Source organism: uncultured Ruegeria sp., from assembly GCF_947500045.1.
Taxonomy (GTDB): domain Bacteria; phylum Pseudomonadota; class Alphaproteobacteria; order Rhodobacterales; family Rhodobacteraceae; genus Ruegeria.
Genome location: NZ_CANMQQ010000001.1, coordinates 409,100 through 435,573, shown reverse-complemented (window position 1 = coordinate 435,573; position 26,474 = coordinate 409,100). Strand labels below are relative to the sequence as shown.

The 26,474-nt window shown below is 57.4% G+C and carries 29 protein-coding genes and 1 other RNA gene; 20 read left to right on the top strand and 10 right to left on the bottom strand.

The features are described from left to right. Positions 1 to 54: 54 nt before the first annotated feature. Entirely contained in the window at positions 55 to 645 is a 591-nt protein-coding gene (locus Q1B46_RS02230) for a lipoprotein (protein ID WP_299659454.1), read from the bottom strand. Between the two features lie 122 nt (positions 646 to 767). Continuing rightward, a complete protein-coding gene (gene rpmG / locus Q1B46_RS02225) occupies positions 768 to 935 on the bottom strand; it encodes a 50S ribosomal protein L33 (protein ID WP_007799108.1) in 168 nt (55 codons plus the stop codon). Positions 936 to 1,306: 371 nt separating this feature from the next. On the opposite strand from rpmG, the gene Q1B46_RS02220 reads away from it, so the two are divergent. Continuing rightward, positions 1,307 to 1,639 (top strand): GYD domain-containing protein, encoded by a 333-nt coding sequence (locus tag Q1B46_RS02220; protein WP_299944307.1) that lies wholly within the window; start codon positions 1,307 to 1,309, stop codon positions 1,637 to 1,639. 6 nt (positions 1,640 to 1,645) lie between these two features. On the opposite strand, the gene rnpB is transcribed toward Q1B46_RS02220, so the two are convergent. The 5 genes from rnpB to gatC form a co-directional block, all read right to left on the bottom strand. Beyond that, positions 1,646 to 2,061, bottom strand: an RNA gene (gene rnpB / locus Q1B46_RS02215) — RNase P RNA component class A. 126 nt (positions 2,062 to 2,187) lie between these two features. Beyond that, positions 2,188 to 2,904, bottom strand: coding sequence for an N-acetylmuramoyl-L-alanine amidase (locus Q1B46_RS02210; RefSeq protein WP_299944305.1), 717 nt, complete (start codon positions 2,902 to 2,904; stop codon positions 2,188 to 2,190). Next, positions 2,843 to 3,550, bottom strand: coding sequence for a hypothetical protein (locus Q1B46_RS02205; RefSeq protein WP_299944303.1), 708 nt, complete (start codon positions 3,548 to 3,550; stop codon positions 2,843 to 2,845). The genes Q1B46_RS02210 and Q1B46_RS02205 overlap by 62 nt, the downstream gene beginning before the upstream one ends. A gap of 40 nt (positions 3,551 to 3,590) precedes the next feature. After that, positions 3,591 to 5,078 (bottom strand): Asp-tRNA(Asn)/Glu-tRNA(Gln) amidotransferase subunit GatA, encoded by a 1,488-nt coding sequence (gene gatA / locus Q1B46_RS02200; protein ID WP_299944301.1) that lies wholly within the window; start codon positions 5,076 to 5,078, stop codon positions 3,591 to 3,593. A 3-nt stretch (positions 5,079 to 5,081) separates the two neighbouring features. Continuing rightward, positions 5,082 to 5,369, bottom strand: coding sequence for an Asp-tRNA(Asn)/Glu-tRNA(Gln) amidotransferase subunit GatC (gene gatC, locus Q1B46_RS02195; RefSeq protein WP_299659442.1), 288 nt, complete (start codon positions 5,367 to 5,369; stop codon positions 5,082 to 5,084). 207 nt (positions 5,370 to 5,576) lie between these two features. Here gatC and Q1B46_RS02190 point away from each other — a divergent pair, with 207 nt between their 5' ends. Together Q1B46_RS02190 and Q1B46_RS02185 are read left to right on the top strand one after the other, a co-directional pair. Then, entirely contained in the window at positions 5,577 to 5,735 is a 159-nt protein-coding gene (locus Q1B46_RS02190) for a hypothetical protein (protein WP_299944299.1), read from the top strand. A 151-nt stretch (positions 5,736 to 5,886) separates the two neighbouring features. After that, positions 5,887 to 6,450 carry a DUF4202 domain-containing protein gene (locus Q1B46_RS02185; RefSeq protein ID WP_299944297.1) on the top strand — a complete coding sequence of 188 codons (564 nt, stop codon included), beginning with the start codon at positions 5,887 to 5,889 and terminating at the stop codon, positions 6,448 to 6,450. Positions 6,451 to 6,517: 67 nt separating this feature from the next. Here the strand turns inward: Q1B46_RS02185 and Q1B46_RS02180 are convergent, their stop codons facing one another. Next, positions 6,518 to 7,180: a ceramidase domain-containing protein gene (locus Q1B46_RS02180; RefSeq protein WP_299944295.1), complete on the bottom strand. Its 663-nt coding sequence runs from the start codon at positions 7,178 to 7,180 to the stop codon at positions 6,518 to 6,520. 57 nt (positions 7,181 to 7,237) lie between these two features. Between Q1B46_RS02180 and Q1B46_RS02175 the strand changes: the two genes are divergently transcribed. From Q1B46_RS02175 to Q1B46_RS02165, 3 genes are read left to right on the top strand one after another with little or no spacing between them, the layout of a single operon-like run. Next, on the top strand, positions 7,238 to 7,930 hold the full coding sequence (locus Q1B46_RS02175; protein WP_299944293.1) for a metal-dependent hydrolase: 693 nt from the start codon (positions 7,238 to 7,240) through the stop codon (positions 7,928 to 7,930). Further along, complete coding sequence (locus tag Q1B46_RS02170; protein ID WP_299944291.1) at positions 7,930 to 9,105, top strand: M24 family metallopeptidase; 1,176 nt, start codon at positions 7,930 to 7,932, stop codon at positions 9,103 to 9,105. The genes Q1B46_RS02175 and Q1B46_RS02170 overlap by 1 nt, the downstream gene beginning before the upstream one ends. After that, the gene (locus Q1B46_RS02165) at positions 9,102 to 10,070 is read left to right on the top strand and encodes an adenylate/guanylate cyclase domain-containing protein (RefSeq protein WP_299944289.1); all 969 of its coding nucleotides are present in this window, start codon (positions 9,102 to 9,104) and stop codon (positions 10,068 to 10,070) included. Before Q1B46_RS02170 ends, Q1B46_RS02165 begins: the two co-directional genes overlap by 4 nt. A gap of 4 nt (positions 10,071 to 10,074) precedes the next feature. Here Q1B46_RS02165 and Q1B46_RS02160 read toward each other — a convergent pair whose 3' ends face one another. Beyond that, the gene (locus Q1B46_RS02160; RefSeq protein WP_299944287.1) at positions 10,075 to 10,524 is read right to left on the bottom strand and encodes a nucleoside deaminase; all 450 of its coding nucleotides are present in this window, start codon (positions 10,522 to 10,524) and stop codon (positions 10,075 to 10,077) included. A gap of 61 nt (positions 10,525 to 10,585) precedes the next feature. Between Q1B46_RS02160 and Q1B46_RS02155 the strand changes: the two genes are divergently transcribed. The 14 genes from Q1B46_RS02155 to Q1B46_RS02090 all read left to right on the top strand — a co-directional run bounded on the left by Q1B46_RS02155 (position 10,586) and on the right by Q1B46_RS02090 (position 25,557). Then, a complete protein-coding gene (locus Q1B46_RS02155; RefSeq protein WP_299944285.1) occupies positions 10,586 to 11,401 on the top strand; it encodes a pseudouridine synthase in 816 nt (271 codons plus the stop codon). Positions 11,402 to 11,576: 175 nt separating this feature from the next. Beyond that, positions 11,577 to 12,491 (top strand): 5-bromo-4-chloroindolyl phosphate hydrolysis family protein, encoded by a 915-nt coding sequence (locus tag Q1B46_RS02150; protein ID WP_299944283.1) that lies wholly within the window; start codon positions 11,577 to 11,579, stop codon positions 12,489 to 12,491. 29 nt (positions 12,492 to 12,520) lie between these two features. Next, on the top strand, positions 12,521 to 13,711 hold the full coding sequence (locus Q1B46_RS02145; RefSeq protein WP_299944282.1) for a toxic anion resistance protein: 1,191 nt from the start codon (positions 12,521 to 12,523) through the stop codon (positions 13,709 to 13,711). Positions 13,712 to 13,752: 41 nt separating this feature from the next. Further along, a complete protein-coding gene (locus Q1B46_RS02140) occupies positions 13,753 to 14,682 on the top strand; it encodes a DUF2927 domain-containing protein (protein WP_299944724.1) in 930 nt (309 codons plus the stop codon). A 22-nt stretch (positions 14,683 to 14,704) separates the two neighbouring features. Beyond that, the gene (locus tag Q1B46_RS02135) at positions 14,705 to 15,853 is read left to right on the top strand and encodes an SPFH domain-containing protein (protein ID WP_299944280.1); all 1,149 of its coding nucleotides are present in this window, start codon (positions 14,705 to 14,707) and stop codon (positions 15,851 to 15,853) included. A gap of 35 nt (positions 15,854 to 15,888) precedes the next feature. Then, the gene (locus Q1B46_RS02130) at positions 15,889 to 16,980 is read left to right on the top strand and encodes a TFIIB-type zinc finger domain-containing protein (RefSeq protein WP_299944278.1); all 1,092 of its coding nucleotides are present in this window, start codon (positions 15,889 to 15,891) and stop codon (positions 16,978 to 16,980) included. A gap of 60 nt (positions 16,981 to 17,040) precedes the next feature. After that, positions 17,041 to 17,715 (top strand): nitroreductase, encoded by a 675-nt coding sequence (locus Q1B46_RS02125; RefSeq protein WP_299944722.1) that lies wholly within the window; start codon positions 17,041 to 17,043, stop codon positions 17,713 to 17,715. A 22-nt stretch (positions 17,716 to 17,737) separates the two neighbouring features. Continuing rightward, positions 17,738 to 18,175 (top strand): D-aminoacyl-tRNA deacylase, encoded by a 438-nt coding sequence (gene dtd, locus Q1B46_RS02120; protein ID WP_299944276.1) that lies wholly within the window; start codon positions 17,738 to 17,740, stop codon positions 18,173 to 18,175. After that, positions 18,175 to 19,278: a DUF4147 domain-containing protein gene (locus Q1B46_RS02115; protein WP_299944274.1), complete on the top strand. Its 1,104-nt coding sequence runs from the start codon at positions 18,175 to 18,177 to the stop codon at positions 19,276 to 19,278. The genes dtd and Q1B46_RS02115 overlap by 1 nt, the downstream gene beginning before the upstream one ends. A 267-nt stretch (positions 19,279 to 19,545) precedes the next feature. Beyond that, positions 19,546 to 21,129, top strand: a complete 1,584-nt coding sequence (locus Q1B46_RS02110; RefSeq protein ID WP_299944272.1) for an ABC transporter substrate-binding protein — start codon at positions 19,546 to 19,548, stop codon at positions 21,127 to 21,129. Between the two features lie 15 nt (positions 21,130 to 21,144). Beyond that, positions 21,145 to 22,101, top strand: coding sequence for an ABC transporter permease (locus Q1B46_RS02105; protein WP_299659393.1), 957 nt, complete (start codon positions 21,145 to 21,147; stop codon positions 22,099 to 22,101). Beyond that, positions 22,101 to 22,916 (top strand): ABC transporter permease, encoded by an 816-nt coding sequence (locus Q1B46_RS02100; protein WP_299944721.1) that lies wholly within the window; start codon positions 22,101 to 22,103, stop codon positions 22,914 to 22,916. The genes Q1B46_RS02105 and Q1B46_RS02100 overlap by 1 nt, the downstream gene beginning before the upstream one ends. Then, positions 22,913 to 24,550 carry an ABC transporter ATP-binding protein gene (locus Q1B46_RS02095; RefSeq protein ID WP_299944269.1) on the top strand — a complete coding sequence of 546 codons (1,638 nt, stop codon included), beginning with the start codon at positions 22,913 to 22,915 and terminating at the stop codon, positions 24,548 to 24,550. Before Q1B46_RS02100 ends, Q1B46_RS02095 begins: the two co-directional genes overlap by 4 nt. A 155-nt stretch (positions 24,551 to 24,705) precedes the next feature. Next, entirely contained in the window at positions 24,706 to 25,557 is an 852-nt protein-coding gene (locus Q1B46_RS02090) for an alkaline phosphatase family protein (RefSeq protein ID WP_299944267.1), read from the top strand. On the opposite strand, the gene Q1B46_RS02085 is transcribed toward Q1B46_RS02090, so the two are convergent. Continuing rightward, positions 25,548 to 26,471 (bottom strand): alpha/beta hydrolase, encoded by a 924-nt coding sequence (locus Q1B46_RS02085; protein ID WP_299944265.1) that lies wholly within the window; start codon positions 26,469 to 26,471, stop codon positions 25,548 to 25,550. The genes Q1B46_RS02090 and Q1B46_RS02085 overlap by 10 nt on opposite strands. Between the last annotated feature and the right edge of the window lie 3 nt (positions 26,472 to 26,474).

Here is a 26,474-nt window from a genome sequence, read left to right as displayed (position 1 = left end):
AGGAAACCCCCACCATATTGGCGGGGGTCTATGCCAAGATAAACAGAGCTGTGATCAGCGGCAGTTCAGTGGAACCGCAAAACCAGCGCTGCGGGCCGACGAACCTTTACGATATACATCGCCAGCCGCCAAACATCCGGTAAAGCGCTCTGTTTGGTTACCAAAGGTCGAACCGATTGAGTTGTCGACCTTCGTGCTATTATTTTCCGTACGCAGAACCCCGAACAACTTGCCGTTTACGCTGACGGTGCTCAGGTACATGTTGGTGTCGCTGCCTTCAAGCTGGACCGCATTCGCATCCGTGCGACCCCCATTGTCGATTGCAACGCCAGCGATTTTTTCAAGTTCAGTCTTATCCGATGAGACCTGAACAGTAGGCAGTTTGGCCAGTTCTGCAGGAATGTTGGTTGCGGAGGGTACAAACGCGACGGCACCTTTTACGTCGGATACCGTGCGCGGTTCACCATCAATCCCGGTGAAACCGACGCCTTCGCGGTTAAACGGGTCTTCACAGGCTGACAAGGTCAGTACTGCTAGGGCGGGTAACAAGATTTTTTTCATGGCGGTCAACATTTTGGAAAGAGTTGCTGAAGCGTAGCGGCATGGAGTGCTTAAAAGCAAGCCGCTGTCATCCAGAACACCCAAAGGGCTGATGCGCCCCTGCAACGCCCCCGTTTTGCACCTGCGCGCTTTGCGGTGTCCAATGACAACAAAAAAGGACCCCGCCGCGCAGAGTCCTTTTTCAGAATTTCAAGTCAGAGGGCAGATTACTTGATCTTGCCTTCTTTGTACTCGACATGCTTCCGAACGACCGGGTCGTATTTACGAACGGTCATTTTCTCGGTCATGGTGCGTGCATTCTTTTTGGTCACGTAGAAGTGGCCCGTGCCCGCGGTCGAGTTCAGACGGATCTTGATTGTCGTCGGCTTCGCCATGGTTATCTCCTGCGTCCGAAAAGGCAGGGGCCTTTCGGTTGAATCCTTATGAGCGTGCGCTTTTACCTGCTCGCACGCCCAAGTCAACCGGATTCGCCGCGTTCAAAGAACAATTCCTGAATCCGCTTCAACACCGCGCCATTTGGCGTGTTCACGAGTCTGTGATAGGGTCACCGCGACCCACAAGCCTGCTTTGCAGTCATGGGCAATACCGGACCGGTGCAATTATCCGGCCACCTACACCACTCACATAGTTAGTAATGCCCGGACATCCCCGGGGTTCCCGTATTGCGCGCGTCACAGCAAGCAACCTGGCCATGGAACCGGCCAGCCTGAAGGTTCCGGTAAAACCAACATAGTGGGGGGTATTCATGCCTGTTTTCATTACCTATGCATCCTATTCTCATGAAGGCGTCAAAGGAATGCTGGCAAAACCAAAAGACCGATCCGGGCCCGTCAGCGCCTTGCTGGAGAAGGTCGGTGGCAAGCTGATTTCCTTTTACATCACCACCGGAGGTAACGATGTGGTCGTTATCAGCGAGGTGCCAGATGGAACCGACGCCGTGGCGATCGGCATGGCTGTTGCGGGCACCGGCGCAGTATCGAAAATTGAAACCGTACGCGCATGGTCGGCACAGGATTTTGTCGCCGTCGCCGAGAAGGCTGCCGCGATAGGCGGTGCCTATACACCACCGGGCGGCTAACTGGATATGCGCGGAGGGCCTGTAAGCCGGATCTTGTTCCGGGGTTTCCCCCTTCGATGACCATTCCTCTAGGCCATACATTGCTGCATGGCTCAAGCTGCCAACCCGGTCCCTCTGGGCCAAGACAGGCTTAGCGGCGGTATCGGCTGACGCCGACCGGCCCGCGCGGGGACCCTATTTGGCATTGCTCCCGGTGGGGCTTGCCGTGCCGCCACTGTTGCCAGCGGCGCGGTGGGCTCTTACCCCACCGTTTCACCCTTACCGCGTTTTGCCAGAGGCGAACCTTTGACAAGATGCGGCGGTCTGATTTCTGTGGCGCTTTCCGTCGGGTTTCCCCGCCCGGGCGTTACCCGGCACCGTTGCCTTGTGGAGTCCGGACTTTCCTCTCGGGTTTGCACCCCAGCGGCCATCCGGCCCTCCGCGCAGTTGGGTGGGTATGCTGTGTGTCCGGTGGCGTCAAGTGTGGTTCGGGGGGGTGAAGGGGCCAGCCCCTTCTTGGCCTGCGGCCAATTCAACCCCGAGGTATTTTTGGCCAGTTGAAGAGTGGATCAGGTTTTTGGCGACTGACAAAGCACCATGAGATCGTCGGGGTGAATGGGGCCGATGGCCCAGGGGCGATAACGGAGGCGCGTGGTGTGGAGCAGCGTGTCGTCGTCAACAGCGGCGGTATAGCCTCGGCTTTTCGCCAGCGCACGAAAGTTGAGGTCCGTTTGGGCGGTCGTGCCACGCGGGGCGGCGAGATCTTGGTGTTCCAGCCTTTGCCAGTCAAAGCGTGGGCCAGGGTCGATTTTACGCCCGGGTGCCATGTCAGAATGCCCGATCACGCCTTCGGGGGAGATTGCCCATCGCCGCATGATGTTGGGCAAGAGCTGTTCCAGCGCCCGCATTTGGGGTTCCGAGAACGGGTGGTCACCGCGATTGTCGAGTTCGATGCCAACAGAGCGAGAGTTCACATCCATCTGCCCGTGCCACTCCCCTGCCCCAGCGTGCCATGCGCGGTCTTCTTCACGGACAAGCTGCCAGAGCGTTCCATCACGACCGATCAGGTAGTGGGCCGAAACCTCGGGAGCGGGATCGCAAAGGCGGTCAAGCGCTGCGGAGGCATTTTCCATCGCAGTGTAGTGCAGAACGATCAGAGTGGGCCTTAGCCCATCTCGGCGTGGGCCGAAATTGGGGGACGGATGCCAGATCGGCTTTGGTTGATCAGTTGTTGATGGCACTGCGGAACGGGCTGGGGTCCCAGCCACAAGCGTAACCATCGCCATCAGGGTCCAATCCCTTGCGGTCACGTTGCGGGCCGCCATTGGAAAGAAACGAAATCTGAGCCTGATCCGGAGACGCAAATTGCGCACAATTGCGTTCTGCCTTGGCCGCCAGATTGAACCCTGCGCGGCTGTAAAGTTGAGTGCCGACGGGGTTTGACGTGCTGAGCGCGTATTGCACGATGTTCGGCTGACCATCTGCCCCGCGTTCCGGCACAGCGGAAGGGGCAACGACCTGGTAAGTCTCTCGGTTTTGCTCGATCCGGGCGGCATCGTCGTCGATACTGCGACGGTTCGAAACAGCTTCGAAATCCTGCTCGTCCGAAATACCGGTACCGTTGTTTACGGGCGGTGTGGACGCAGACTGCCCTGACGTATTGGCCAGCACAGCGGCGGTCTGGTTTGCAATATCGTTCGCGCCGCCATCGTTTAAAGGCGTCTGCGTATCCGCGACCCCTTGTGCCGAAAGCGGCTGTTCCGAGATCACCTCGGGCGGCAGCAAAGGATTGCCGGTCAACCCCTGCCCCGCCAACTCAGCCTCACGCTGGGCTTGGTATTCAGGCGTGTTGAAACCGGTGCCCGAAACCGGAGCGACCGTATCACAAGCCGCAATTAACCCAAGAGTAGGGATCAGAAGCATTTTGCGCATTCGGCTGCTCCGTTTACTTGTTGTTCTGCCAGCCTGAGGCCTACCACCATTTGCTAGGTTTGGCTACAAACCCAACCGCGTTCTCAAGCGCATAGGCGGTGTTAAGCAGGTCGCCCTCGTCCCACGGACGACCGATCAGCTGCAGACCCAGAGGAAGCCCCTGCGAATCCAGCCCGGCTGGTACTGAAATACCCGGCAGGCCAGCCAGATTCACAGTCACCGTGAAGACATCGTTCAGGTACATCTGAACCGGATCTGCCTCTGTCATTTCACCCAGCCCGAAAGAGGCGGAGGGTGTTGCAGGGGTCAGGATTGCATCAACACCGGCGGCAAAGACGTCTTCGAAGTCTTTCTTGATCAGGGTCCGGACTTTGCGGGCGCGGTTGTAATAAGCGTCGTAGAAACCAGCCGACAGGACATAGGTGCCGATCATGACACGGCGCTGGACTTCGTGGCCAAAGCCTTCGGCACGGGTCTTTTCATACATCTCGGTGATGCCATCGCCTTGCGCCAACTGCGCGCGGCGACCGTAACGGACGCCATCATAACGGGCGAGGTTCGAAGATGCCTCGGCCGGGGCAATCACGTAATAGGCAGGCAGCGCGTATTTCGTGTGCGGCAGCGAGATATCGACGATCTCAGCCCCTGCAGCTTTCAGCATCTCGGCGCCTTCGGACCACAGTTTTTCGATCTCGGCCGGCATACCGTCCATGCGGTATTCCTTGGGGATACCAATTTTTTTGCCCTTGATATCGCCAGTCAGCATCGCCTCGAAATTCGGGACGGCCAGTTCGGCGCTGGTCGAATCCTTGGGGTCGTGACCACACATGGTTTCCAGCATGATCGCGGCGTCGCGCACGTTTTTAGTCATGGGACCAGCCTGATCCAGTGACGACGCGAAGGCGACGATGCCCCAGCGCGAGCAACGTCCATAGGTCGGTTTGATCCCGGTGATGCCAACAAAAGCGGCCGGTTGGCGGATCGAACCACCCGTATCGGTACCAGTTGCCGCCAGGCACAGGTCAGCAGAAACAGCCGAGGCCGAGCCACCGGATGAGCCACCCGGCGTCAGTTGCGCGTCGTCATTGCCACGACGCCAAGGGCTGACCGCATTTCCGTAGGTAGAAGTTTCGTTGGACGAGCCCATGGCGAATTCGTCCATGTTCAGCTTGCCCAGCATCACGGCACCAGCGTCGGCCAGCTGCTGCGACACAGTGGATTCGTATTCAGGCTTGAAACCATCGAGAATCTTCGACGCCGCCTGTGAGGGCACGCCCTTGGTGCAAAACAGGTCCTTAATGCCGATTGGCAAGCCGCACATCGACGGCGCATTACCTGCTTTGATCCGTTCATCAGCTGCCTTGGCGCGCTCAAGCGCAATCTCGGGCGTTTTGTGGACAAACGCGTTCAGCGCATCCGCTTCGTCGATCGCTTTCAGGCAGGATTCTGTCAGTTCAACCGAGGTCACATCACCAGCACGCAGCGCGTCACGAGCTTCGGCCAAGCCCAATTTGTTCAGATCGCTCATGACTTACTCCACAACTTTGGGAACAGCGAAGAACCCTTCGCGCGCATCGGGGGCGTTGGACAGAACCTTGTCCTGTTGGTTTCCGTCGGTAACTTCATCCACACGGCGCTTCAGGCGCATCGGTTCTACCGACACCATCGGCTCGACGCCTTCGACATCCACTTCGTTCAGTTGTTCGATGAACCCAAGAATGGTGTTGAACTCGGAGGCCAGCGCAGGCAGCGCGTCATCCTCGACCTTGATCCGGGCCAGTTTGGCCACCTTGGCGGCGGTGCTTTGGTCAATCGACATCGGAAACCCTCATATTCGTTAGGGGGCGTTTACCCGTCTGCCGCAGCACTCGCAAGACCAGTGCATGTTCGATGGCGGTAAATCATCCCATACATTTTGAATCCCTCATATGCAGAAAGTAAACCGATTAGTTCACTTCAGTTATTGAAATCTGAACTGAACTGTTCATATCAGTATTGTAAGTCAACACGAATCCGGAGATAACTCATGAAAACCCTCTTGCCCGCCGTCACCCTATCCGTTGTGGTTCTGACATCTCCTGCCCTGGCTTTGGGGATAGACATGAACAACCTGACCCGAAACCTCAGCTTCCCCGAGCCGGTTTCGGAGCCGGTGACCAAAGGCAAGACGCAGGCAGGTAAATAACCCTGCCCGACGCGCCGGATCAGTTCCCCCTCCTGATCCGGCGCTTGTGCATTTGACTGCTGCGCCCAGCCTGACAAGTCGTTAGCATAGCTAAGACTCACAAGCTGAACGGCCCGCCCGGTGTTGTTCAGGCAAGCAAACGGAGCGGAATATGAGCACTCGCAAGCAAGCAGTTCTGGACGCGATAGATGCGGCAAATGCGCAAGATCCCAACCTTGAGGACGGCCAGCCAGCCGCGCTGCTTTACGGACAACGCATGAGTGCCGAGCTTGACCGGCTTTTCCCGGACGCCTCAGACGCCTTGCAGATTGCCGCACGCGGGCAGCATGTAGAGAGGTGGAAGCTGAAGCGCACTGAATACCCCGAAGGTCGCGCCGGTTATCTGGCTTGGCGCAAGGCACAAGGCGTGTTTCACGCGGACGTGGTTCGTGGGTTCATGGAACAGGCTGAGTATGGTGCAGATCAGTTGGAAGCCGCCGAGCAGATGCTGCGCAAGCAGGGGATCAAGCGCAACTCCGAGGTGCAGGCGCTTGAAGATGTCATCTGTTTCGTTTTTCTAAAATGGTACTTCGCACCTTTCGCTGCCAAACACTCAGCCGAGAAGATTCAGCGCATCGTTGAAAAGACAGCATTCAAAATGTCCACCGAAGGTCGCGAACGGGTTCTGGATGAGTTCGACTTGCCCGAGAATCTGGCCACAGCCTTTCGAGACTGACGCACAATTCATGAGATCCGTGGAATTCCAAGCTATTGGAATTCCTATATTGCAACGACGTGCTTGTTTATCCTGCGCGAGCCGGTCTCTGCCTGACGGCCCTCAGGTAAACCTCGATCATCCAGCCCAGCATGATGGCATTCAGAATGTGCCACATGAAATGCGTTCCCATGGGCAATTGACCGCATAAGGGTACATCCAACGCGCGAAACGTGATCGAGAAGATCAAGATTACCGCGCCAACCGCCAGCCCGCGCGCGGTGTCTGGGATTTTGTTGCGCAACAAGAACGCATAAATCAGGATCAACAGCGGAACTGGCGCATAGGCCGCTGATCCACCCAGCCCCGGTACCCATTGGAATATCGGAATGGTAAGCGCGGCGTAAGGTACGAACAGCACGGTCAGGCCAAACGCATATAGTGGCCTAAGCTTCCAGACATCCCGATTCACGGCAAATATGTAAACGAGAATATACAGCAGGATCGGCGTCGTGTCCGCAATCGCCGCCCAGACTTGCGCATGAGTGTGAAACAGATAGCTGCCAATACCAATCATTGCCAGTATCGCGATCAGAACCATCGCGAGCGGCGCACCCTGCCCACGAGCCCTGTGCCACATGACGAATGCCGCGATCAGGAATGCAGCATTGGTCACCGCGTTAATCGGCTCGGCCCAATATGCGGGCGAGAGCCGTTCACAATAGCCATCAATATGCTGCGTCCAATCCATGGATTTTTACATAGCTGATGCTAGGCTGACTCCAAGCAGAAATTGGGAGGATTCTTTATGGATATCATCTGGCTGGGCCACGGCAGCTTTCGCATCGAAACCGAAGGGCAGGTTCTGCTGATCGATCCCTGGCTGACGGGAAACCCCTCTTTGACCGAAGATCAGCATGACGCGGCTGTTGCGGGTGCGACGCATATCCTACTGACTCACACCCATTTCGACCATGTTGTCGACATACTGCCGTTGGCCAAACACCTGAACGCGCCCGTGGTGGGGCAAAACGACCTGATGGGATACTGGGCCGAGTCCGAGGGGATCGAAACGGTCGGGTTTAACAAGGGCGGTACAGTGGACTTGAATGGCATTAAGGTTTCGATGGTGCCCGCTTCGCATAGCTCCACCTTTACTACGCCCGATGGTCTGCGCACCGGCGGCACCGAGGTTGGGTTCATGATCGCCGCAGAAGGGCGCATGGTTTACGTCTCGGGCGACACTGACATCATGGCGGATATGGAATGGATGGGAGATTATTACAAACCCGATATCGGCATTCTGTCCGCCGGTGGTCACTTCACCATGGATATGAATGGCGCTGCGTACGCCGCCAAACGGTACTTTGATTTCAAGGCCGTGATTCCCTGCCATTATCAGACCTTTCCGATCCTCGAACAATCAGCCCAAACCCTGATCGAAGGCCTGCCCGGCGTCGATGTGATCGAGCCGGAAGTAATGAAAGCGATTTCTTTCTGATGCCCGCCTCGGATTTCAGCGCGCAGGAATATGCCGACCGTATCGCAAAAACCCGCGCGGCGATGGAAAAGCGGGAAATTGAAACCCTGCTGATTACTGACCCCTCGAACATGGCATGGCTCACCGGCTACGACGGATGGAGCTTTTACGTGCCGCAGATGGTCATCCTTCCTGCCACTGGCTCGCCTCTCTGGTGGGGGCGGACACAGGATAAGGCCGGAGCGGCGCAAACCACTTGGCTGGACCCAACCAATCTGCTGGATTGGCCTGAAGAACATGTTCAGCACCCCGACCACCATCCCGTCGACTCGCTGGTTACGTTGTTGCGGGAACGCGGATGGACATCGGGTCTGGGTGTCGAGATGGACAACTATTATTACTCGGCCGCCAGTCACCACATTTTGCAAAGTGCCTTCGGAGAGGCCGCGCTGTCAGACGCCACGGGCCTGGTAAACTGGCAACGCGCAGTTAAAAGCGACGCCGAGGTCGAGATGATGCGCAAAGCGGGGCGGCTGACAGCACACATGCACGAAGTGCTGCGAGGGGCGTATCGCGCAGGAATGCCCAAGAACCAGCTGGTGGCTGAGGTTCAGGCCGCGGGCATCGCTGGATTGCCGGGACTGGCTGGGGATTATCCCGCCATCGTTCCAATCGCACCCTCGGGAACCGAGGCCTCGGCCTCGCACATCACGTGGAACGACCGGCCGCTCACCCCTGATGAGGCAACCTATTTCGAAATATCGGGCTGCTATCGCCGCTATCATTGCCCGGCCAGCCGTAGCCTGTTTCTGGGCGATCCTCCGGACGACATTCGCCGCGCAGAGGAAGCGGTGCTCAGGGCTATAGATGATGCCCTGAATGCTGCCCGTCCGGGCGCGACCTGCGAAGAGGTTGCAACCTGTGTCTACGAAAGCTTTGCCCGTGCCGGATATGTCAAAGGCAACCGCACCGGATATCCGATCGGCATAAGCTACCCCCCTGATTGGGGCGAACGCACCATGAGCCTGCGGCCCGGAGACACCACGGAACTGCAGGGAAACATGACCTTCCATTTGATGCCGGGCCTCTGGACATCCGATTGGGGGCTGGCGATCACCGAAAGCTTCGTGGTTACGCCCAATGGCGGCGTGCCGTTGGCGGACATCCCCCGCGAACTTGTGGTGAAGCCTGCATGAATCAACCGATTCACCCATCACCAGAGTTGATCGCCGTGGTGCGACGCTGGAACGATGCGGTTCGCAAGCGAGATGGCGCTGCGCTTTCCAACATGTTGTCGACGTCGGAACATGTTCGGTATCAGGGCTCGGCTGACGGAGAATTCTGGTCTGGTTCTCTGTTTCGCAAGGGTTTTCCCGATCATGTGGCCGAAATCCCGAACTACGATTGGCAAGAGCACAGTTTGGAGGCGTTTGAATGCGGCCCAGTCGGCTGGGCCCATTGCGTCGCCACGCTGCGTTTTTCCAGCAACCAGAAAGCCATGGCGCACAGGTTTTCCTTTATCCTGCACCTGGAAGACGGTGTGTGGAAGATGGTGCACTGCCATGTGTCCAACCCGATCGCAAACATGGAAAAAATTGGGATCGAGCACAAAGCGTTGGACGCGCTGATTGCAGCCGCGCGCGACGGGTTTCGTCAAGATCAACGCGAAGGCATGGCATCAGTCATGTTCACCGACATCGTCAACTCGTCGGCCATCGCAGAAAAGCTGGGGGACCGGGTTTGGACCGAAGCGATCCAAAAGCACTTTGAATTGGCACGCGAGACTATCGAAGCTCAAGGCGGAACGCTGGTGAAATCGCTGGGGGATGGAACCATGTCCAGTTTTTCTTCAGCCCGGGCAGCGTTGATGGCCGCTGCTGAACTACAACGACGCAATGCCGCCAACCCCGATGAGCCATCTGTGCAGATCCGCATCGGAATACACACCGGGGACGTAATCCAAACCGATGACGATTTCTTTGGCACAGTTGTAAACAAGGCAGCCCGCGTTGCCGCCGCTGCCGCACCCGACGAGGTCTACGTTTCCGATGCAACGCAGCTTCTGGTCGGCGGTCAGGATACGCTGAACTTTGGCCCGCCCGTTTCGATGGAACTGAAGGGGCTGCCCGGCGATCACACTGTCTATAGTTTGAAATGGTAGCGCTTTAACGCCTTTTCGCAAAAAACTGCTTGAGCAGTTGCTCAGACTCGCTGGCCCCAATCCCGTCATAGACTTCCGGCATGTGATGCGCCTGCGGGTGCGTGAAAACGCGCGCACCATGCGCCACGCCACCCGATTTGGGATCTGAGGCACCGTAGTACACACGCCGAATGCGAGCGGCAGCAAGCGCTGCAGCGCACATGGCGCAGGGTTCAAGCGTCACGTAAAGATCGTGATCCGGCAGACGCTCGGAACGGGCCGCTTTGCAGGCTTCCCGCAGTGTCAGAATTTCAGCATGGGCAGTGGGATCGTTCAGTTCGCGCGTCCGGTTGCCATCAGCCGCAACAACTTGTCCGTCCGGCCCGACAATGACCGCGCCGACCGGCACTTCGCCCCGGTCCGCAGCCAATCGCGCCTGTTCCAGCGCCAGCTTCATGTGCGATCTGAACTCCATCCCTCAGACTGCCCTAGAAACCTGCCTTTCGCAAGTCGCCGGGATAGGCTATGGCCGGGGGATGACCAATACCCCTCCTCCCGGCGACCGGATCGCCAAAGTGCTGGCCCGCGCCGGTGTCGCCTCGCGCCGTGAAGCTGAACGTATGATCGAAGCCGGTCGTGTAAGTGTGAATGGCAAGGCGATCAGCAGCCCGGCATTGAACGTGACCGCAAAGGACAAGATCACCGTCGACGGCAAACCGGTGTCCGAGCCGGAACCTTCCCGCCTGTGGCTGTATCATAAGCCATCGGGTCTGGTGACCACGACCCGCGACGAAAAAGGCCGCAAGACAATCTTTGACGAACTGCCCGAAGACATGCCTCGGGTCATGAGTGTCGGACGGCTTGACCTGAATTCTGAAGGGTTGCTGCTGCTGACCAATGATGGCGGCATCAAGCGCAAACTTGAACTGCCTTCGACCGGGTGGTTGCGCAAATACAGGGTGCGGGTAAATGGGCGGCCCAAAGACACGGATTTTGAGCCACTCCGCAAAGGATTGGTGATTGACGGAGAGCGGTTTCTACCGATGACCGTCTCACTGGATCGTCAGCAAGGTGCCAATGCCTGGCTGACCATCGGATTGCGCGAAGGCAAGAATCGCGAGATTCGCCGCGCAATCGAAGATATTGGCTATGCGGTGAACCGGCTATTACGGGTCTCATACGGCCCGTTCCAGCTGGGCGATCTGAAACCGGGCGCGGTTGAGGAAATCCGCCGCCGGGTGATGCGTGACCAGCTGGGGCTTGACGCTGATGATGGTGAAAAAGTACCGGCCAAGCGCCCTGCCCGACCACAGCGTAAAAGACCGGCAATCGGCAAGAAACCTCGCAAGTGACGCGGGTTAATAAACCTTCCCCCTAGCGCCAAGCCCTCGCATCGCCTAAATTTTCTGTGATAGCCACAGATAGGGGGCACTATGTCCGGGTCCGGAGTACAAAAATTCGCCTATGCGGCGCTGCTAGTGCTGTTGTTCGGCGTCTGTACCGGCCTTTTGGGGGGGCTTTAAGGAAATGGCCAAACGCTATGGCGGCAAATTCAGCCCCGATGGCAACGATTCCGAACAGGCTCAGCCATCGCGCGGCCAGTTCGACGGAGCCCGCGTCGAACCGGCAGGCGCGCGCGCAAATCTGTTGTTTGTTCCTGCGATTCCGTTGGTGTTTTTGTCCCTGAACGATGGTGCAATCGGCATGACGATTGGGTTGGTCGCAGCAGGGTTGCTGACCGCCGCCGCCTTTCTGTTGCGCGAAGGATTGCGGGCTGAAGCCGCCTATAATTCGCGCCGAACTGCGCGCAGACCCGCCTTTCCGCGCAAGATATTTTCCAGTGCTCTTACGGGGTTGGGCGTCGCCCTTGCCTCTTACCGGACCGAATTTCTGGGTGCAGATACGGCATTACACGTCAGCCTGCTGGCTCCGATACTATTTGGCGTTGCTGCGATGGTTTTGCACTCGGTCTCGTTCGGCCTCGACCCGATGAAGGATAAGGGCATGGAGGGGGTCGATACTTTTCAACAGGACCGCGTCGCGCGCGTGGTTGAGGATGCCGAAACCCATTTGGCCCAGATGACTGACGCCATCAAACGTGCGGGCGACCGTCAGATCGAAGCACGGGTCGAACGTTTTCAGGACACAGCCCGCGATCTGTTTCGCACGGTCGAAGAAGACCCCCGCGATCTGGCCGGTGCCCGGAAGTATCTGACGGTTTATTTGCAGGGCGCCCGTGATGCGACGGTGAAATTCTCGGACGTTTATGCCCGCACCCGTGATGCTCAGGCGCTAACGGACTATTCGGCGCTTTTGGACGATCTGGAACAGAATTTCGCGGCACGCACGCGAAAAATGCTATTGGATGACCGCAGTGATTTGACGGTCGAAATTGATGTGCTGCGCGACCGGTTGCAGCGCGAAGGCGTCCGGTTGGACTGACCGGTTTTTACGTAAGCGAGGATTACCCCATGTCCGAAGAGATCAAGAACAAAGCGGTCGAGGCCGAAACGCTGATACAGGAAGTCACCGCCGTGGCCTTGCCGGAACCGCAGGCCGATATTGTGCCCTTGGAAGACGCTGACGAACCGGTTGGTGCCGAAATCCGCAAGCGGATGGGCGAAATCGATATGGACGATACCAATTCGATCGTATCCTTCGGATCGTCCGCACAGGCGGAGCTGCAGGAAATCAGCCAGGCCATGCTGGCCGATGTCCGCAATAAAGACGTGGGTCCTGCGGGTGACAGCCTGCGCAATATCGTGACAACGATCCGGGGCTTCTCGGTCAGCGAACTGGACGTCCGGCGCGAACGTAGCTGGTGGGAAAAACTGCTGGGCCGCGCCGCCCCATTTGCCAAGTTCACGGCCCAGTTTGAGAACGTACAAAGCCAGATCGACCGTATTACTGACGACTTGCTGGGGCACGAGCATACGCTGCTGAAAGACATCAAATCGCTCGATCTTCTGTACGAAAAGACGCTGGAGTTCTACGACGAACTGGCACTTTACATCGCAGCAGGTGAGGAAAAGCTGACCGAACTGGACAGCCACGATATTCCTGAAAAAGAGGCCGCAGTTCAGGCCGCACCAGAAGACCAGCAAGTGATGAAAGCGCAGGAACTACGCGATCTCCGTGCTGCAAGGGACGATCTGGAGCGCCGTATACACGACCTGAAACTGACGCGTCAGGTGACGATGCAATCGCTGCCCTCAATCAGGTTGGTGCAAGAAAACGACAAGTCGCTGGTGACCAAAATCAACTCGACACTGGTCAACACCGTGCCGCTTTGGGAAACGCAGCTGGCACAGGCCGTCACCATCCAGCGTAGCGCCGAGGCTGCAGCCGCCGTGCGTGACGCCAATGATCTGACCAATGAATTGCTGACCTCGAACGCCGCGAACCTGCGCGAATCCAACAAGATGATCCGCGAAGAAATGGAACGTGGTGTCTTCGACATCGAGGCCGTCAAGCAGGCCAATGCTGACCTGATCGGCACGATCAACGAAAGCCTTGCGATTGCTGATGAGGGTAAAGCCAAACGCGCCGCTGCCGAGGAAGAGCTGAAGAAAATGGAAACTGAACTGCGCGACACACTCGCCTCGGCCAAGGCGCGACAGGACGGGATCGGTGAAAATGCCGGAACGGCCGTTCCCGGGTAAAGGGAACAACGCGCGTGCCGCCGTTCTTCAAAATCAATACTATGGTGCTTGGCCTGTCGCTTCTGGTTCTGGCCAGCTGTGAAGAGGTTCTAACCACCTCCGCCGTGCCCGAGCCCCGCCCAGCGCAGCCGCAAGGGCCAAGCAACGCCTACGTCGCACCCTCTGCTGCAAGCCTGGATTTGGCGCGGTATTACGAGAGGGTGCAGAACAATCTGCTGACCCGCGGCTTGCTTCGCACGGATGGGGGCGGCCCGGACACGCCATATGACGCGGATGACCTTGCGCGCAATTTCGAAACGATCGCGTTTTTTTCTGAATACCCCGGGCAAGGTATCTCGACCGGTGCGCGCCGCGCGAACTCGCAGCTTAGCCGTTGGTCAGGTGCGGTTCGTATAAAGCCGGAATTTGGCCCCTCGGTCGCACCTGAAGTTCGGAAACTGGATGCCGCCCAGATCGATGCCTATGCCAAGCGCTTGACCCGTTTGACCGGTCACCCTGTATCGACCGTGGGCCGCAACGCCAATTTTCACGTCTTTGTCGCAGGCGAAGACGATACCGAATATGTTCAGACACGGCTCAGGCAACTGCTCCCCGGCATCGGGCAGGCCCAGCTTGATCTTTTCGATAAGCTGCCGAAATCATTTTATTGCTTCGTCTTCGCCTCTGCCTCAGGCGGATCGCCGCAAACCTATACCAGCGCAGTCGCCCTGATCCGGTCCGAGCATCCCGATCTGGCGCGGCTCAGTTGCGTTCATGAAGAGATTGCGCAAGGGCTGGGATTGCCGAACGATAGCCCCTCGGCCCGGCCATCAATCTTTAATGACGACGACGAGTTTGCCTTGCTGACAAGCCATGACGAGAAACTGCTGACCATTTTGTACGACCCGCGCCTGAAAGCGGGGATGACCGCTGACGAGGCGCGCCCGGTGGTCCGTATCATTGCACGCGAATTGATGGGGCAGTCGCTCTGACCCCCAAGACAGGAGAAATCCAATGGGAATTTTTGATTTTCTGACGGGCGAGTTCATCGACGTCATCCACTGGGTCGATGACACCCGCGATACCATGGTCTGGCGATTTGAACGCGAAGGGCATGAGATCAAGTACGGCGCCAAGCTGACCGTCCGTGAAGGTCAGGCTGCAGTGTTCGTGCATGAGGGTCAGCTGGCAGATGTGTTCACGCCTGGTCTCTACATGCTTGAGACCAACAACATGCCGATCATGACGACCTTGCAGCATTGGGACCATGGCTTTCAGTCGCCGTTCAAGTCCGAGATCTATTTCGTCAACACGACCCGGTTCAACAACCTGAAATGGGGCACCAAGAACCCGATCATGCTGCGCGACCCCGAGTTTGGACCGACACGCATCCGAGCTTTCGGCACCTATACTGTTCGGGTCAAAGATGCTGCCAAGTTCTTGGTCGAGATCGTCGGCACCGACGGTGAATTCACCATGGACGAGATCAGCTTTCAGATCCGCAACATCATCGTGCAGGAATTCAGCCGCGTCATCGCAGGGTCTGGCATTCCGGTCCTGGATATGGCGGCTAACACCGCTGATCTGGGCAAGCTGATCGCAGCCGAGGTTTCACCTGTGCTGGATGGGTATGGCTTGACTATGCCCGAATTCTATATCGAAAACATCTCGCTGCCGCCTGCAGTCGAAGCAGCTCTGGACAAGCGCACGTCGATGGGGTTGGCGGGTGATCTGGGCAAGTTCACGCAGTATTCAGCCGCCGAGGCGATGACGGCGGCGGCCAACAATCCCGGTCAGGGCGGCGGCATGGGTGCCGGTCTTGGTATGGGAATGGGAATGGCGATGGCGCAGCAGATGTCAAACATGGCAGCGGGTCAGCCAAGCGGCCCCTGGGGCGGTTCCGCGCCCGCTGCCCCGCAACCATCAGCGCATACTGCACCTCCGCCTCCCCCACCTGTTGAGCACGTGTGGCACATTGCAGTGGATGGCCAGACCAGTGGGCCGTTTTCCAAAGCCAAGATGGGTCGAATGGCGGTTGAAGGTGAGATTACGCGCGATACGCATGTCTGGACTGCCGGTCAGGACGGCTGGAAAAAAGCAGGCGACGTTCAGGAACTGGCGCAGCTGTTCACGATCCTGCCACCGCCGCCGCCCGGTGCGTGAACTGGCCGGCAGCAACCAATGATCAGGATCGTGTAATGGCGAAAGACGAACACCGCTTTCCCTGCGAGCAATGCGGGGCCGATTATCGGTTCAATCCGGGCGATAGCACGTTGACCTGCGATCATTGCGGTCATTCAGAAGCCATCGGCGCGGGCCCGTGGGGTGGTGCCAGTTTGCGTGAACTGGATTTCGACGCAGCCATGGCGGATCGCCTCCCCGACAGCGAAATCGAAGAGACTCGTGTCCTCACCTGTCCCAACTGTGCGGCACAGGTCGAGTTCGATCCAAACACCCACGCCGCCGAGTGCCCGTTCTGCGCTACTCCGGTGGTGACTGATACTGGCGTAAACCGCCATATCAAACCGCGCGGCGTTCTACCTTTCGCGCTGGATGAGCGGAACGCGCACAAAGCGATGGCTGATTGGTTGGGTCGGCTTTGGTTTGCACCCAACGGGCTAAAGGAATATGCCCGCAAAGGACGCAAAATGCAGGGCATCTATGTGCCGTACTGGACCTTCGACGCCGATACCAAATCGAGTTATCGGGGGGAGCGGGGAGTGGTCTATCACGAAACCCGCACCGTCATGCGCGACGGAAAGCGGGTACAGCAGCAAGTTCCCAAAGTACGCTGGACACCAAAATCCGGTCGCGTTGCCCGGTTCTTTGATGACGTGCTGGTGTTGGCATCTCAATCGCTGCCCAAATCCTATACGGACGCGTTGGAACCCTGGGACCTGCCTGCGCTTGAGCCGTATCAGCCAGAGTATCTGGCTGGTTTCCGCGCCGAAGCCTACACGGTCGAACTGCAGGAGGGATATCAGGAGGCACGCGCGCATATGGCGCGCGTGATCGAGCGGGATGTACGATTTGACATCGGCGGTGATCGGCAACGCATTCACGCCGTCGACACAGAAGTGCGCGACATTACATTCAAGCATATCCTGCTGCCGGTTTGGATGGCTGCCTACAAATATCGCGGCAAAACTTACCGCTTTGTGATCAATGGCCGAACCGGTCGTGTTCAGGGTGAGCGACCCTGGTCAGCGATCAAAGTCACAATCGCTGTGGTAATAGGTCTTCTTGTTGCAGCCGGCGTCGGATACCTGCTTGCAACCGGACAGCAATAGCACTGGATATCCTTGGATGGACGGTGTGCGGCTGGGGACCTGCTGTGTGCAAAGGGAGTTATTGAGTTGCACTTAAACGCTCTGACCGAACTGTTGACTGGGCGCCATTCCTGCCGGGCCTTTAGTTCCGACCCAGTTCCCCGCGCGCAGATCGAGCGGATCGTCGAGAGCGCAACGCGCGTTCCAAGCTGGTGCAACGCGCAACCCTGGCAACTTGCGATCACCAGCGGCGCTGAAACAGATCGCTTTCGAGAAGCACTGCAGCGCGAAGCATCACATGCAGCTCTGGCCCCTGACCTGCCCTTTCCAACTGGTTACTCCGGCGTCTATCAGGATCGTCGTCGCGCCTGTGGCTGGGCGTTATACAACGCGATCGGCATCAAAAAAGGTGACCGCGTCGCCTCGGCGCAGCAAATGACAGAGAATTACGCCCTGTTCGGAGCGCCGCACTGCGCCATTTTGTCGAGCCCGGCTGAATTAGGCCCCTATGGTGCCATGGATTGCGGTGGGTTCGTGACCGCATTTTCATTGGCGGCGCAAGCTTTGGGCGTGGCTAGTATCCCGCAGGCAGCGGTGGCGGCCTTTGGCCCATTTCTGCACCGGTATTTCGAGATTCCAGAAGATCGATTGATTTTATGCGCGATCTCATTTGGGTACGCAGATAAAGATCACCCGGCCAATTCTTTCAGAACGGAACGCGCCGCGTTAGCTGAAATCGTCGACTGGCGTGAATAGACACCAAAAACAGGACTTGTAGATGCGCGCATTGCTTCAGAGAATTTCAAGTGCCTCGGTCACTGTTGATGGGTCAGTGATCGGCGAATCAGGTCCGGGTTTGATGATCCTGGTCTGCGCAATGCAGGGCGATGATGAGGCGCAGGTTGACCAGTTGGCGGCAAAAATCGCGAAGCTTCGCATCTTCAAGGACGACGCAGGTAAGATGAACCGTTCGATCCTTGATATACAGGGGTCTGCACTCGTGGTCAGTCAATTCACCTTGGCAGCCGACACATCGAGAGGCAATCGGCCTGGGTTCTCTGGGGCGGCCCCTGCCGCAGAGGGCGAACAGCTTTATACTGCGTTCGTGCGTAAACTGGCGGCTCGGGGCATCCCTGTCGAAACTGGTGCATTTGGCGCTGATATGGCGGTTGAACTGGTTAATGACGGGCCGGTGACAATTTGGATGGAAAGCTGATGAGGGCGTCTCAACGCGTTCAGGAGATTTGGCGCAAGGGCGTCACGGCGGTCGATGGCTATAGCGCGACGATGGAGGCCGTCCAAACGATTGAACAGCCAGATCAGATACTCGCCGTCGGCAAGGCGGCGGGTGCCATGGCCCGCGCGGCGGCCGAACATTTCGAAACCGTGCCCACCTTGGTTGTTACCAAAGATGGCCATGGCGATGGGCTGCCTTCGCATGTTGCGGTCATCGAAGCCTCTCATCCCGTCCCGGACACCCGCAGTCTTGCGGGCGGGCAAGCGTTGCGCGAAGCGGTTGAGAATATGGAGCCCGATGGGAGGCTTTTGCTGATGGTTTCGGGGGGGGCTTCCGCGTTGGCTGAGGATCTGGTGCTCGGCAAAACATTGGATGATCTTGCAATACTCAATCAAAGGCTGCTCGGCAGCGGGCTTGATATCGGCGCAATGAATGCAGAGCGCCGCAAGTTGTCCCGGATCAAGGGCGGGGGTTTATTGTCACGGTTTCCCGGACGGGCCGTAAGTGTATTGGCGATCTCGGACGTCCCCGGGGATGATCTGGGCGTGATCGGATCCGGTATCGGTTCGCTGCCCGAAACGTCAAAGTTCGCGGCCAGTACCTCAATAATCGCATCGAACGCGCACGCCCGCAGCGCTGCAGCTTCGGCGGCAATTCAGGCTGGGTACCAAGTCCTCGCGAATGAAGAGGCGTTGCATGATGATTATCTCACCGTCGCTTCGGAAATTGGAAGGCGTCTGCGCGACATGCCAAGCGGTGCCATGGTTTTCGGTGGAGAACCAACGGTTGTGCTTCCTGAGAGACCGGGGCGCGGCGGGCGCAATCAGGCGCTTGCCCTGGCATTGGCGCGTGAGATTGCTGGGCAACCTGGATTGACCGTGATCGTTGGCGGAACAGATGGCACCGACGGCCCGACGGATGCAGCTGGAGCAATCGTTACCGGCGAAACTTGGTCAGAAGACGCGCTGGCTTATTTGGATAATGCAGATAGCGGCAGTTTCCTCGACAAGGCGCGTGCGCTGCTGATTACGGGTCCCACGGGTACCAACGTGATGGATCTGTTGATCGCGCTACGGGACTGATCAGACGCTTTGGTTCGATCAGTTTTGCCAGCAACCTGACTCCAGTCACAATTTTCGGTCGGTCCAGAGGAAGTCGCGGTGGAAAACAGAAAACGGGTTTCGTCAAGACAGTTGTGGATGCTGTTTCGTATGAACAAATGTCGGATACCCCAATTTTTCTGGCGATTTTGACTTGCCCGCCACCCTGAATTGCCCCTACTTTGACTAATGCGTCAATAAAAAAGCCCCTCAAGGGGCTGAACATCCAATCAATTGGGAGATCTCTGGATGAACGAACAAATCACTCACATGACCAAAGAGGTTACAGCCGGGAAGTTAACTCGCCGCGAGTTTATGGGAAAAGCAGCAGCGCTGGGTGTTTCAGCAGTCGTCGCGAGCACCATGTTCGCAGATGCGGCCCGTGCTGCGGGACCAAAAAAGGGCGGTGATCTGAAACTGGGTCTTCAGGGTGGTGAATCTACCAACTCACTCGACCCGGCGACCTACGCAAGTTCGGTTCCTTACATGAACGGACGTCATTTCGGCGATACGCTTGTCGAAGTAGCTCCGGACGGCACCATCGAGTCTCGTCTGGCAGAAAGCGTCGAAGGCAGCGCAGACGCAAAGGTTTGGACCTTCAAGCTGCGTCAAGGGGTCGAGTTCCACAACGGCAAGACCATGACCAGTGAAGATGTGCTGAAGACCATGGAACGCCACTCGAACGAAGACTCGCAGTCTGGCGCACTTGGCATCATGAGAGGCATCGAGTCGATGAAGGCCGACGGTGAAAACTTCCAAGTCACTTTGACCGAAGCGAACGCCGACCTGCCTTATCTGATGTCTGACTATCACCTTGTGATTCAGCCAGATGGTGGAATGGAAAACCCCGCAGCGGGCATCAGCACCGGCCCCTATCAGGTTGAAGTTGACGAGCCCGGCGTGCGGCACGTGTTCACCAAATTCGCCAATTACTGGAATGATGACGCCCATTTCGACACCGTCGAAAACGTCGTGATCAATGATGCAACCGCCCGAACGGCGGCGTTGCAGTCCGGCCAGGTTCAGCTGGCAAACCGTATTGAGCCCAAAGTGGCTGACCTGTTGGGGCGCGCGCCTAACATCACAGTGCAATCGACCCCCGGACGTGGTCACTATGTGTTTATCATGCATTGCGACACGGCGCCTTTCGACAACAACGAACTGCGCACGGCACTGAAATACGCCATCAACCGGGCAGATCTGGTTGACAAGGTTCTACGCGGCTATGGCTCGATCGGTAACGACATGCCGATCAACTCGGCCTATCCGTTGTTTGACGAAACCATCGAACAGCGCGAATTCAGCGTCGAGAAGGCGGCCGAACACTACAAGAAATCCGGTCATGATGGCTCGCCGATTATTCTGCGTGTCGCCGACGGGGCATTCCCGGGCGCAGTCGATGCAGCGTCACTTTTTCAGCAAACTGCGGCACAGGCCGGTATCCCGCTGGAAATCAAACGTGAGCCCAATGATGGCTATTGGTCCGAGGTTTGGAACGTACAACCCTTCTGCGCGTCTTACTGGGGTGGCCGACCAGTACAAGATCAGATGTATGCAACAGCCTATCTGTCGAGTGCAGACTGGAACGACACACGGTTCAAGGTTCAGTCCTTCGACGACCTGTTGTTTTCAGCCCGTGCGGAATTGGATGCAGAAAAGCGCAAGGGTATTTACAGCCAGATGGGCCGGATGGTCCGTGATGAAGGCGGCCTGATCTGCCCGATGTTCAACAACTTCGTCGATGCATCCAGCAACGCGCTGGACGGTTGGGAAACCGACCCGAATGGCGAACTGATGAATGGTCAGGTTTCGCGAAAGCTGTGGTTCGTGTAAAACGGACACCGGATAATGCATCCCATCATCAAACTGGTTTCCCAGCGCCTTGCGCTGGGACTCCTTTTGCTGTTTGGCGCTTCGGCTTTGATTTTTGGCCTGACCGAAGCCCTTCCCGGAGACGCCGCGCAAGCCGTCCTGGGGCAGTCCGCAACCCCAGAGGCCTTGGCTAACCTTCGCGAAGAAATGGGTCTGAACCGCCCTGCCCTGACCCGCTATTTCGAATGGCTGGGTGGCATTGTTCAGGGCGATCTTGGACAATCCCTGACCAACAAGCTTGATATAGCCGAGAGCATTGGAAAGCGTCTCGGAAACACGCTATTTCTGGCTTGTGTGGCTGCTATCGTATCCGTTCCGCTTGCGATTTTTCTGGGGCTGCTTGCCGTCCGGTACCGCAATCGCTGGCCCGACAAACTGATTTCTGCCATCACGTTGACCACGGTTTCGATCCCTGAATTCCTGATCGGCTATGTGGTGATCTACTACGTATCAGTCAAACTGGGGTGGTTTTCCTCGCTGGCGATGATCAATGATTCCATGTCCTTTGGGCAAAAACTGAATGCAATCGCGCTGCCGGCCTTCGTTCTGACACTGGTCGTGCTGGCACAGATGATGCGCATGACGCGCGCAGCCATTCTGAACCTCATGCAATCAGCCTATATTGAAACGGCCGAGCTAAAAGGCCTGAGCACATTTCAGGTTATTGCACGGCATGCCTTCCCCAACGCGATTTCACCAATCGTGAACGTCGTCATGCTGAACCTCGCCTATCTGGTGGTGGGTGTCGTCGTAGTCGAGGTGGTGTTCGTCTATCCCGGGATGGGGCAGTATCTTGTGGATGCCGTGACAAAGCGTGACGTACCCGTTGTTCTAGCCTGTGGTGTGGTGTTTGCAGCCGTCTATATCGGGCTGAACATGGTCGCGGATATCGTGTCGATCCTTGCCAATCCAAGATTGAGGCATCCGAAATGATAAAGAATATTCCTCTTTCGGCACTGATTGGCCTTATCTTCACCGGCGCATATTTCTTTGTGGCTATCGCTGCCCCATTGATCGCGCCTTATGGAATGGCAGAAGTTGTTGGCGATGTCTGGGAGCCTGCCAGTTCCAAGCATCTGCTAGGGACCGACAATATCGGTCGAGACCTGCTGACCCGCATGATCTACGGTGGCCGTACAACGATCTTCATCGCTGCTGCTGCAACATTGCTCAGCTTCCTGACCGGCACCTCTCTGGGCCTGCTGGCGGCTGTTCTGGGCGGATGGGCTGATCAGGCGCTCAGCAGAACGGTTGACCTGATCATGTCAATTCCGAGCCTGATCCTGGCTCTGGTCATTTTGGCAATTGTTCCGGTGACTGTTCCGATACTGATCCTTGTGATGGGCTTGCTGGACGCAACGCGACCATATCGTCTGTCACGGTCCGTCGCAGTCGATATCAATGTGATGGACTACGTCGAAGCCGCCAAACTGCGTGGTGAAGGGCGCGCCTGGATCATTTTCCGCGAAATTCTGCCAAACGCACTGTCTCCGCTGGTTGCGGAATTCGGATTGCGTTTCATCTTCATGGTTCTGTTCATCTCGACCCTGTCATTCCTGGGCCTTGGCGTTCAACCGCCATTGGCGGACTGGGGTGGTATCGTGAAAGAGAACAAGGACGGTATCGTCTATGGCATCGGTGCCGCGCTTTATCCTGCAGTAGCTATCGCGACGCTGGCGATCTCGGTCAACCTGGTGGCTGATTGGGTTCTGAACCGTACAACATCGCTGAAAGGAGGCCGGGGATGAGTGATACCCTTCTCAAGGTCCGCGACCTCAAAATCGGCGCGACCGTATATCCGCCGGGTGAAAAGCCCCATGACATCGAAATCGTGCACGGGGTCAGCTTTGACCTCGCGCCCGGCAAGGTGCTAGGCCTGATCGGTGAATCCGGTGCCGGTAAGTCAACCATTGGTTTGGCGTCCATGGCCTATGGCCGGGGTGGCGTTGAGATCACCGGCGGCGAGGTTTGGGTCAACGGGCGCGATATCATGAAGTCTTCGTTGGGTGACGTTCGGAATTTGCGCGGTGGTGAGGTGACTTATGTCTCACAATCCGCCGCGGCGTCTTTCAATCCTGCCAAGAAAATCATGGATCAGGTGGTTGAAGCCGCAGTCGAACACAAGAAATTCTCGCGTAAAGAGGCCGAGGCCCGCGCGCGGGAATTGTTCGCCAAGCTGGGTCTGCCCGATCCGGACAATATCGGTAACCGCTATCCGCACCAGGTTTCGGGTGGCCAGTTGCAACGCTGCATGACGGCGCTGGCGCTGTGCCCTGAACCTGATCTGGTTGTGTTTGACGAGCCTACGACGGCTCTGGATGTGACCACTCAGATCGACGTTCTGATGGCGATCAAAGAGGCCATAGCCGACACCGGCGTTGCCGCACTTTACATCACGCACGATCTGGCCGTTGTAGCGCAGGTCAGCGATGACATCATGGTGCTGCGGATGGGGGATACGGTCGAGTACGGAAATACCGACCAGATCATCAACAACCCACAGGAAGAGTATACGCAGGCCCTGGTCTCGGTGCGCTCAATCGAGCACGAAGAGAAACAGCCTACATCTGAACCAGTGCTGAGCGTCGACGGCATCACCGCGCGCTACAAGGGGCTGAATTTCGATGTGCTGCACAACGTAAATGTCGAGCTTCATCCCGGGCAGACACTGGCAGTTGTGGGCGAATCCGGCTCGGGCAAGTCGACCTTGGCGCGGGTCATCACAGGGCTCTTGCCTCCGCGTGATGGTGAGATCACCTTTGCCGGACGCAAGCTTTCGTCTGATCTGGCTGGCCGCTCGCGAGAGGATTTGCGTGAACTGCAGATGATCTACCAGATGGCCGATGTCGCTATGAATCCGCGCCAGACCGTCGGAACGATTATCGGCCGACCGTTGGAATTCTACTTCAACATGCGCGGTGCAGAGAAACACAAACGGGTGGTCGAACTGCTGGATGAGATCGAACTGGGCGAAAAGTTCATCGACCGTTATCCGGCAGAGCTGTCCGGAGGTCAGAAACAGCGTGTCTGTATTGCGCGGTCGCTGGCGGCTAAGCCCAAAATGATCATCTGTGATGAGGTGACATCGGCGCTCGACCCGCTTGTGGCGGATGGCATCCTTAAACTGTTGTTGGACCTGCAGAAGATCGAGGATGTGGCCTATCTGTTCATCACGCACGATCTGGCGACTGTGCGCGCCATCAGCGATAGTATCGCCGTGATGTATCAGGGCCGCGTGGTTCGCTATGGTCCGAAATCGCAGGTGCTGAGCCCGCCGTTCGACGACTACACCGACCTGCTGCTTAGCTCAGTGCCTGAGATGCATCTAGGCTGGCTGGAAGAAGTGGTCGCGCATCGCAAGATGGAAAGCGCCGGGAACTGAACCGGTACGTGACACTTCGGTGAAGTTTTGAAGTCCCGGCACATTGTCTGATGATAGGTGTCGGGATTTTGCTATTTGGGGCGCAATTGGGCGGCCTTGTCGGGACGAATCTCTTAGGGTCGCTCGAACAAACACTCAATAACTAGGGTCGGAACATGGACCGCAAACTGCTTTTAATTATCCTCGACGGTGTCCCCTGGCGCAACTTTCGCCGCCTCTTCGGCAATCTTGAAGGGTGGGTCGACAGTGGCGAAGCGCGCGTGTGGAAATTGCGCGCTGTCCTGCCCTCGACCTCTGCCAGCTGCTATGCGTCCATTCACACTGGTGTCACACCGCAGGAACACGGCTGTACCGGCAATGGCAACGTGTTCCGGCTTTCCCACAAAGACGTCTTCAGTCAGGTGCGAGAGATAGGTGGTGTGACCGGCGCGGTCACCCACAGCTATTGGTCGCAGTTCTTTAACCGTCATCCCTTCGACTACGTCCGCGACGTGGAATATGATGAGCCCGACAGCAAGACCATCAACCATGGCCGGTTTCACTCGATGACGGGATATGGCTCGGCCAACCAGATGACACCCAGTGATGTCGATTTGTTTGCCTCGCTGACCAATCTGTGCCTGCGGTTCGGGTTGGACTACGGGATTCTGCACACCTGTACGCTGGACAGTATGGGGCATCGTTTCCACCACGATTGCGAAGAGATGGACCACGCCTGTTTCGTCATGGATGAAATGCTGGCTCCATTCATCCCCCGATGGCGGCAACTAGGCTATGAGGTCATCGTAACTGCCGATCATGGCCAGGACGAACGCGGCCACCACGGTGGTCGCAGCCCATTGCAGCAGGAAACCGCGCTTTACTATTTTGGTGACGCCCAAGGACCCGAGCCGGATACCGTTATCGACCAGCTTCAGCTTGCACCGACCATATTGCAGCGCATGGGGGCGCCCCTGGCGGAAACCATGAAGGGCAAGCCATTCCTGACGCAACAGGGTCAGTCGTAGCACCAGATCCCCTGACCTAACGCTTCGATCGCCACCGAGATGCGTTCAAAGCTGTCTGCGGCACGCCTGACCGAAGTTCGGGCGCGCAGATATCCATGGACCAGCCCAGGCTCATTGATGCAATGTGCCAACCCACCTGCGGCTGTGATCCGGTCGCAATAGGCGGGCCCGTCATCGCGCAGCGGGTCACAATCAGCTGTCACAACAACCGTCGGCGGAAGCCCAGAGAAATCAGCATCCTGCAATGGAGCGAATGTGGGATCGTTGTCCGGTGCGGTCTCTTCACTTCGCACCGTTTGATAGAACCGGATATCGTCCAATGTCAGAAGTGGGGCATTGGCATGTTCGATATACGAACCCTTTGACATGTCCCCACCCAACCCGGGATAGATGAGAACCTGCCCAAGTACGTTCTCTAGTCGCCCTCTCCCATGATGCGCGACAGCTGCCGCCAGATTGCCGCCCGCACTGTCACCTGCCAGCACAATCGGATCTCCGTATTCCTGAACCACCCAGCGCGTCGCCGCCCAGCTGTCTTGAAACTGTGCCGGATGCACATGTTCGGGGCACAATCGATAGTCGACCGAAACGATCCGATAACCCGTTTGGATACAGAGTTCTGCGCAGACATCATCATGGCTGTCCAATCCACCGACAACAAACCCGCCACCGTGAAAATAGATGACACTTCGGGTCGGGTCTCCGGCAGAATAGACACGGACGGGAACGCCATCGGCGGACCTGTCCTGCACGTCGGTTCCGGGCGGGCGCGGCTGGCGAAATTCCTGACACATCGCGTCATAGACACGGCGTTGGTCGGCTACAGACATTTCGACCGTATCATCAGGATAGCTCTCAGCCGTGCGCCGGATAAAACCCCATGTCTCTTCGTCGATTAGACGTTCATAGTCCATTGT

Excerpts from the sequence above, each read along its gene's own strand:
- rpmG (WP_007799108.1), bottom strand. The coding sequence starts at position 935 with ATGGCGAAGCCGACGACAATCAAGATCCGTCTGAACTCGACCGCGGGC.
- Q1B46_RS02220 (WP_299944307.1), top strand. The coding sequence starts at position 1,307 with ATGCCTGTTTTCATTACCTATGCATCCTATTCTCATGAAGGCGTCAAA.
- Q1B46_RS02210 (WP_299944305.1), bottom strand. The coding sequence starts at position 2,904 with ATGGCGATGGTTACGCTTGTGGCTGGGACCCCAGCCCGTTCCGCAGTG.
- Q1B46_RS02205 (WP_299944303.1), bottom strand. The coding sequence starts at position 3,550 with ATGCGCAAAATGCTTCTGATCCCTACTCTTGGGTTAATTGCGGCTTGT.
- gatA (WP_299944301.1), bottom strand. The coding sequence starts at position 5,078 with ATGAGCGATCTGAACAAATTGGGCTTGGCCGAAGCTCGTGACGCGCTG.
- gatC (WP_299659442.1), bottom strand. The coding sequence starts at position 5,369 with ATGTCGATTGACCAAAGCACCGCCGCCAAGGTGGCCAAACTGGCCCGG.
- Q1B46_RS02190 (WP_299944299.1), top strand. The coding sequence starts at position 5,577 with ATGAAAACCCTCTTGCCCGCCGTCACCCTATCCGTTGTGGTTCTGACA.
- Q1B46_RS02185 (WP_299944297.1), top strand. The coding sequence starts at position 5,887 with ATGAGCACTCGCAAGCAAGCAGTTCTGGACGCGATAGATGCGGCAAAT.
- Q1B46_RS02180 (WP_299944295.1), bottom strand. The coding sequence starts at position 7,180 with ATGGATTGGACGCAGCATATTGATGGCTATTGTGAACGGCTCTCGCCC.
- Q1B46_RS02175 (WP_299944293.1), top strand. The coding sequence starts at position 7,238 with ATGGATATCATCTGGCTGGGCCACGGCAGCTTTCGCATCGAAACCGAA.
- Q1B46_RS02170 (WP_299944291.1), top strand. The coding sequence starts at position 7,930 with ATGCCCGCCTCGGATTTCAGCGCGCAGGAATATGCCGACCGTATCGCA.
- Q1B46_RS02165 (WP_299944289.1), top strand. The coding sequence starts at position 9,102 with ATGAATCAACCGATTCACCCATCACCAGAGTTGATCGCCGTGGTGCGA.
- Q1B46_RS02160 (WP_299944287.1), bottom strand. The coding sequence starts at position 10,524 with ATGGAGTTCAGATCGCACATGAAGCTGGCGCTGGAACAGGCGCGATTG.
- Q1B46_RS02155 (WP_299944285.1), top strand. The coding sequence starts at position 10,586 with ATGACCAATACCCCTCCTCCCGGCGACCGGATCGCCAAAGTGCTGGCC.
- Q1B46_RS02150 (WP_299944283.1), top strand. The coding sequence starts at position 11,577 with ATGGCCAAACGCTATGGCGGCAAATTCAGCCCCGATGGCAACGATTCC.
- Q1B46_RS02145 (WP_299944282.1), top strand. The coding sequence starts at position 12,521 with ATGTCCGAAGAGATCAAGAACAAAGCGGTCGAGGCCGAAACGCTGATA.
- Q1B46_RS02140 (WP_299944724.1), top strand. The coding sequence starts at position 13,753 with ATGGTGCTTGGCCTGTCGCTTCTGGTTCTGGCCAGCTGTGAAGAGGTT.
- Q1B46_RS02135 (WP_299944280.1), top strand. The coding sequence starts at position 14,705 with ATGGGAATTTTTGATTTTCTGACGGGCGAGTTCATCGACGTCATCCAC.
- Q1B46_RS02130 (WP_299944278.1), top strand. The coding sequence starts at position 15,889 with ATGGCGAAAGACGAACACCGCTTTCCCTGCGAGCAATGCGGGGCCGAT.
- dtd (WP_299944276.1), top strand. The coding sequence starts at position 17,738 with ATGCGCGCATTGCTTCAGAGAATTTCAAGTGCCTCGGTCACTGTTGAT.
- Q1B46_RS02115 (WP_299944274.1), top strand. The coding sequence starts at position 18,175 with ATGAGGGCGTCTCAACGCGTTCAGGAGATTTGGCGCAAGGGCGTCACG.
- Q1B46_RS02110 (WP_299944272.1), top strand. The coding sequence starts at position 19,546 with ATGAACGAACAAATCACTCACATGACCAAAGAGGTTACAGCCGGGAAG.
- Q1B46_RS02105 (WP_299659393.1), top strand. The coding sequence starts at position 21,145 with ATGCATCCCATCATCAAACTGGTTTCCCAGCGCCTTGCGCTGGGACTC.
- Q1B46_RS02095 (WP_299944269.1), top strand. The coding sequence starts at position 22,913 with ATGAGTGATACCCTTCTCAAGGTCCGCGACCTCAAAATCGGCGCGACC.
- Q1B46_RS02090 (WP_299944267.1), top strand. The coding sequence starts at position 24,706 with ATGGACCGCAAACTGCTTTTAATTATCCTCGACGGTGTCCCCTGGCGC.
- Q1B46_RS02085 (WP_299944265.1), bottom strand. The coding sequence starts at position 26,471 with ATGGACTATGAACGTCTAATCGACGAAGAGACATGGGGTTTTATCCGG.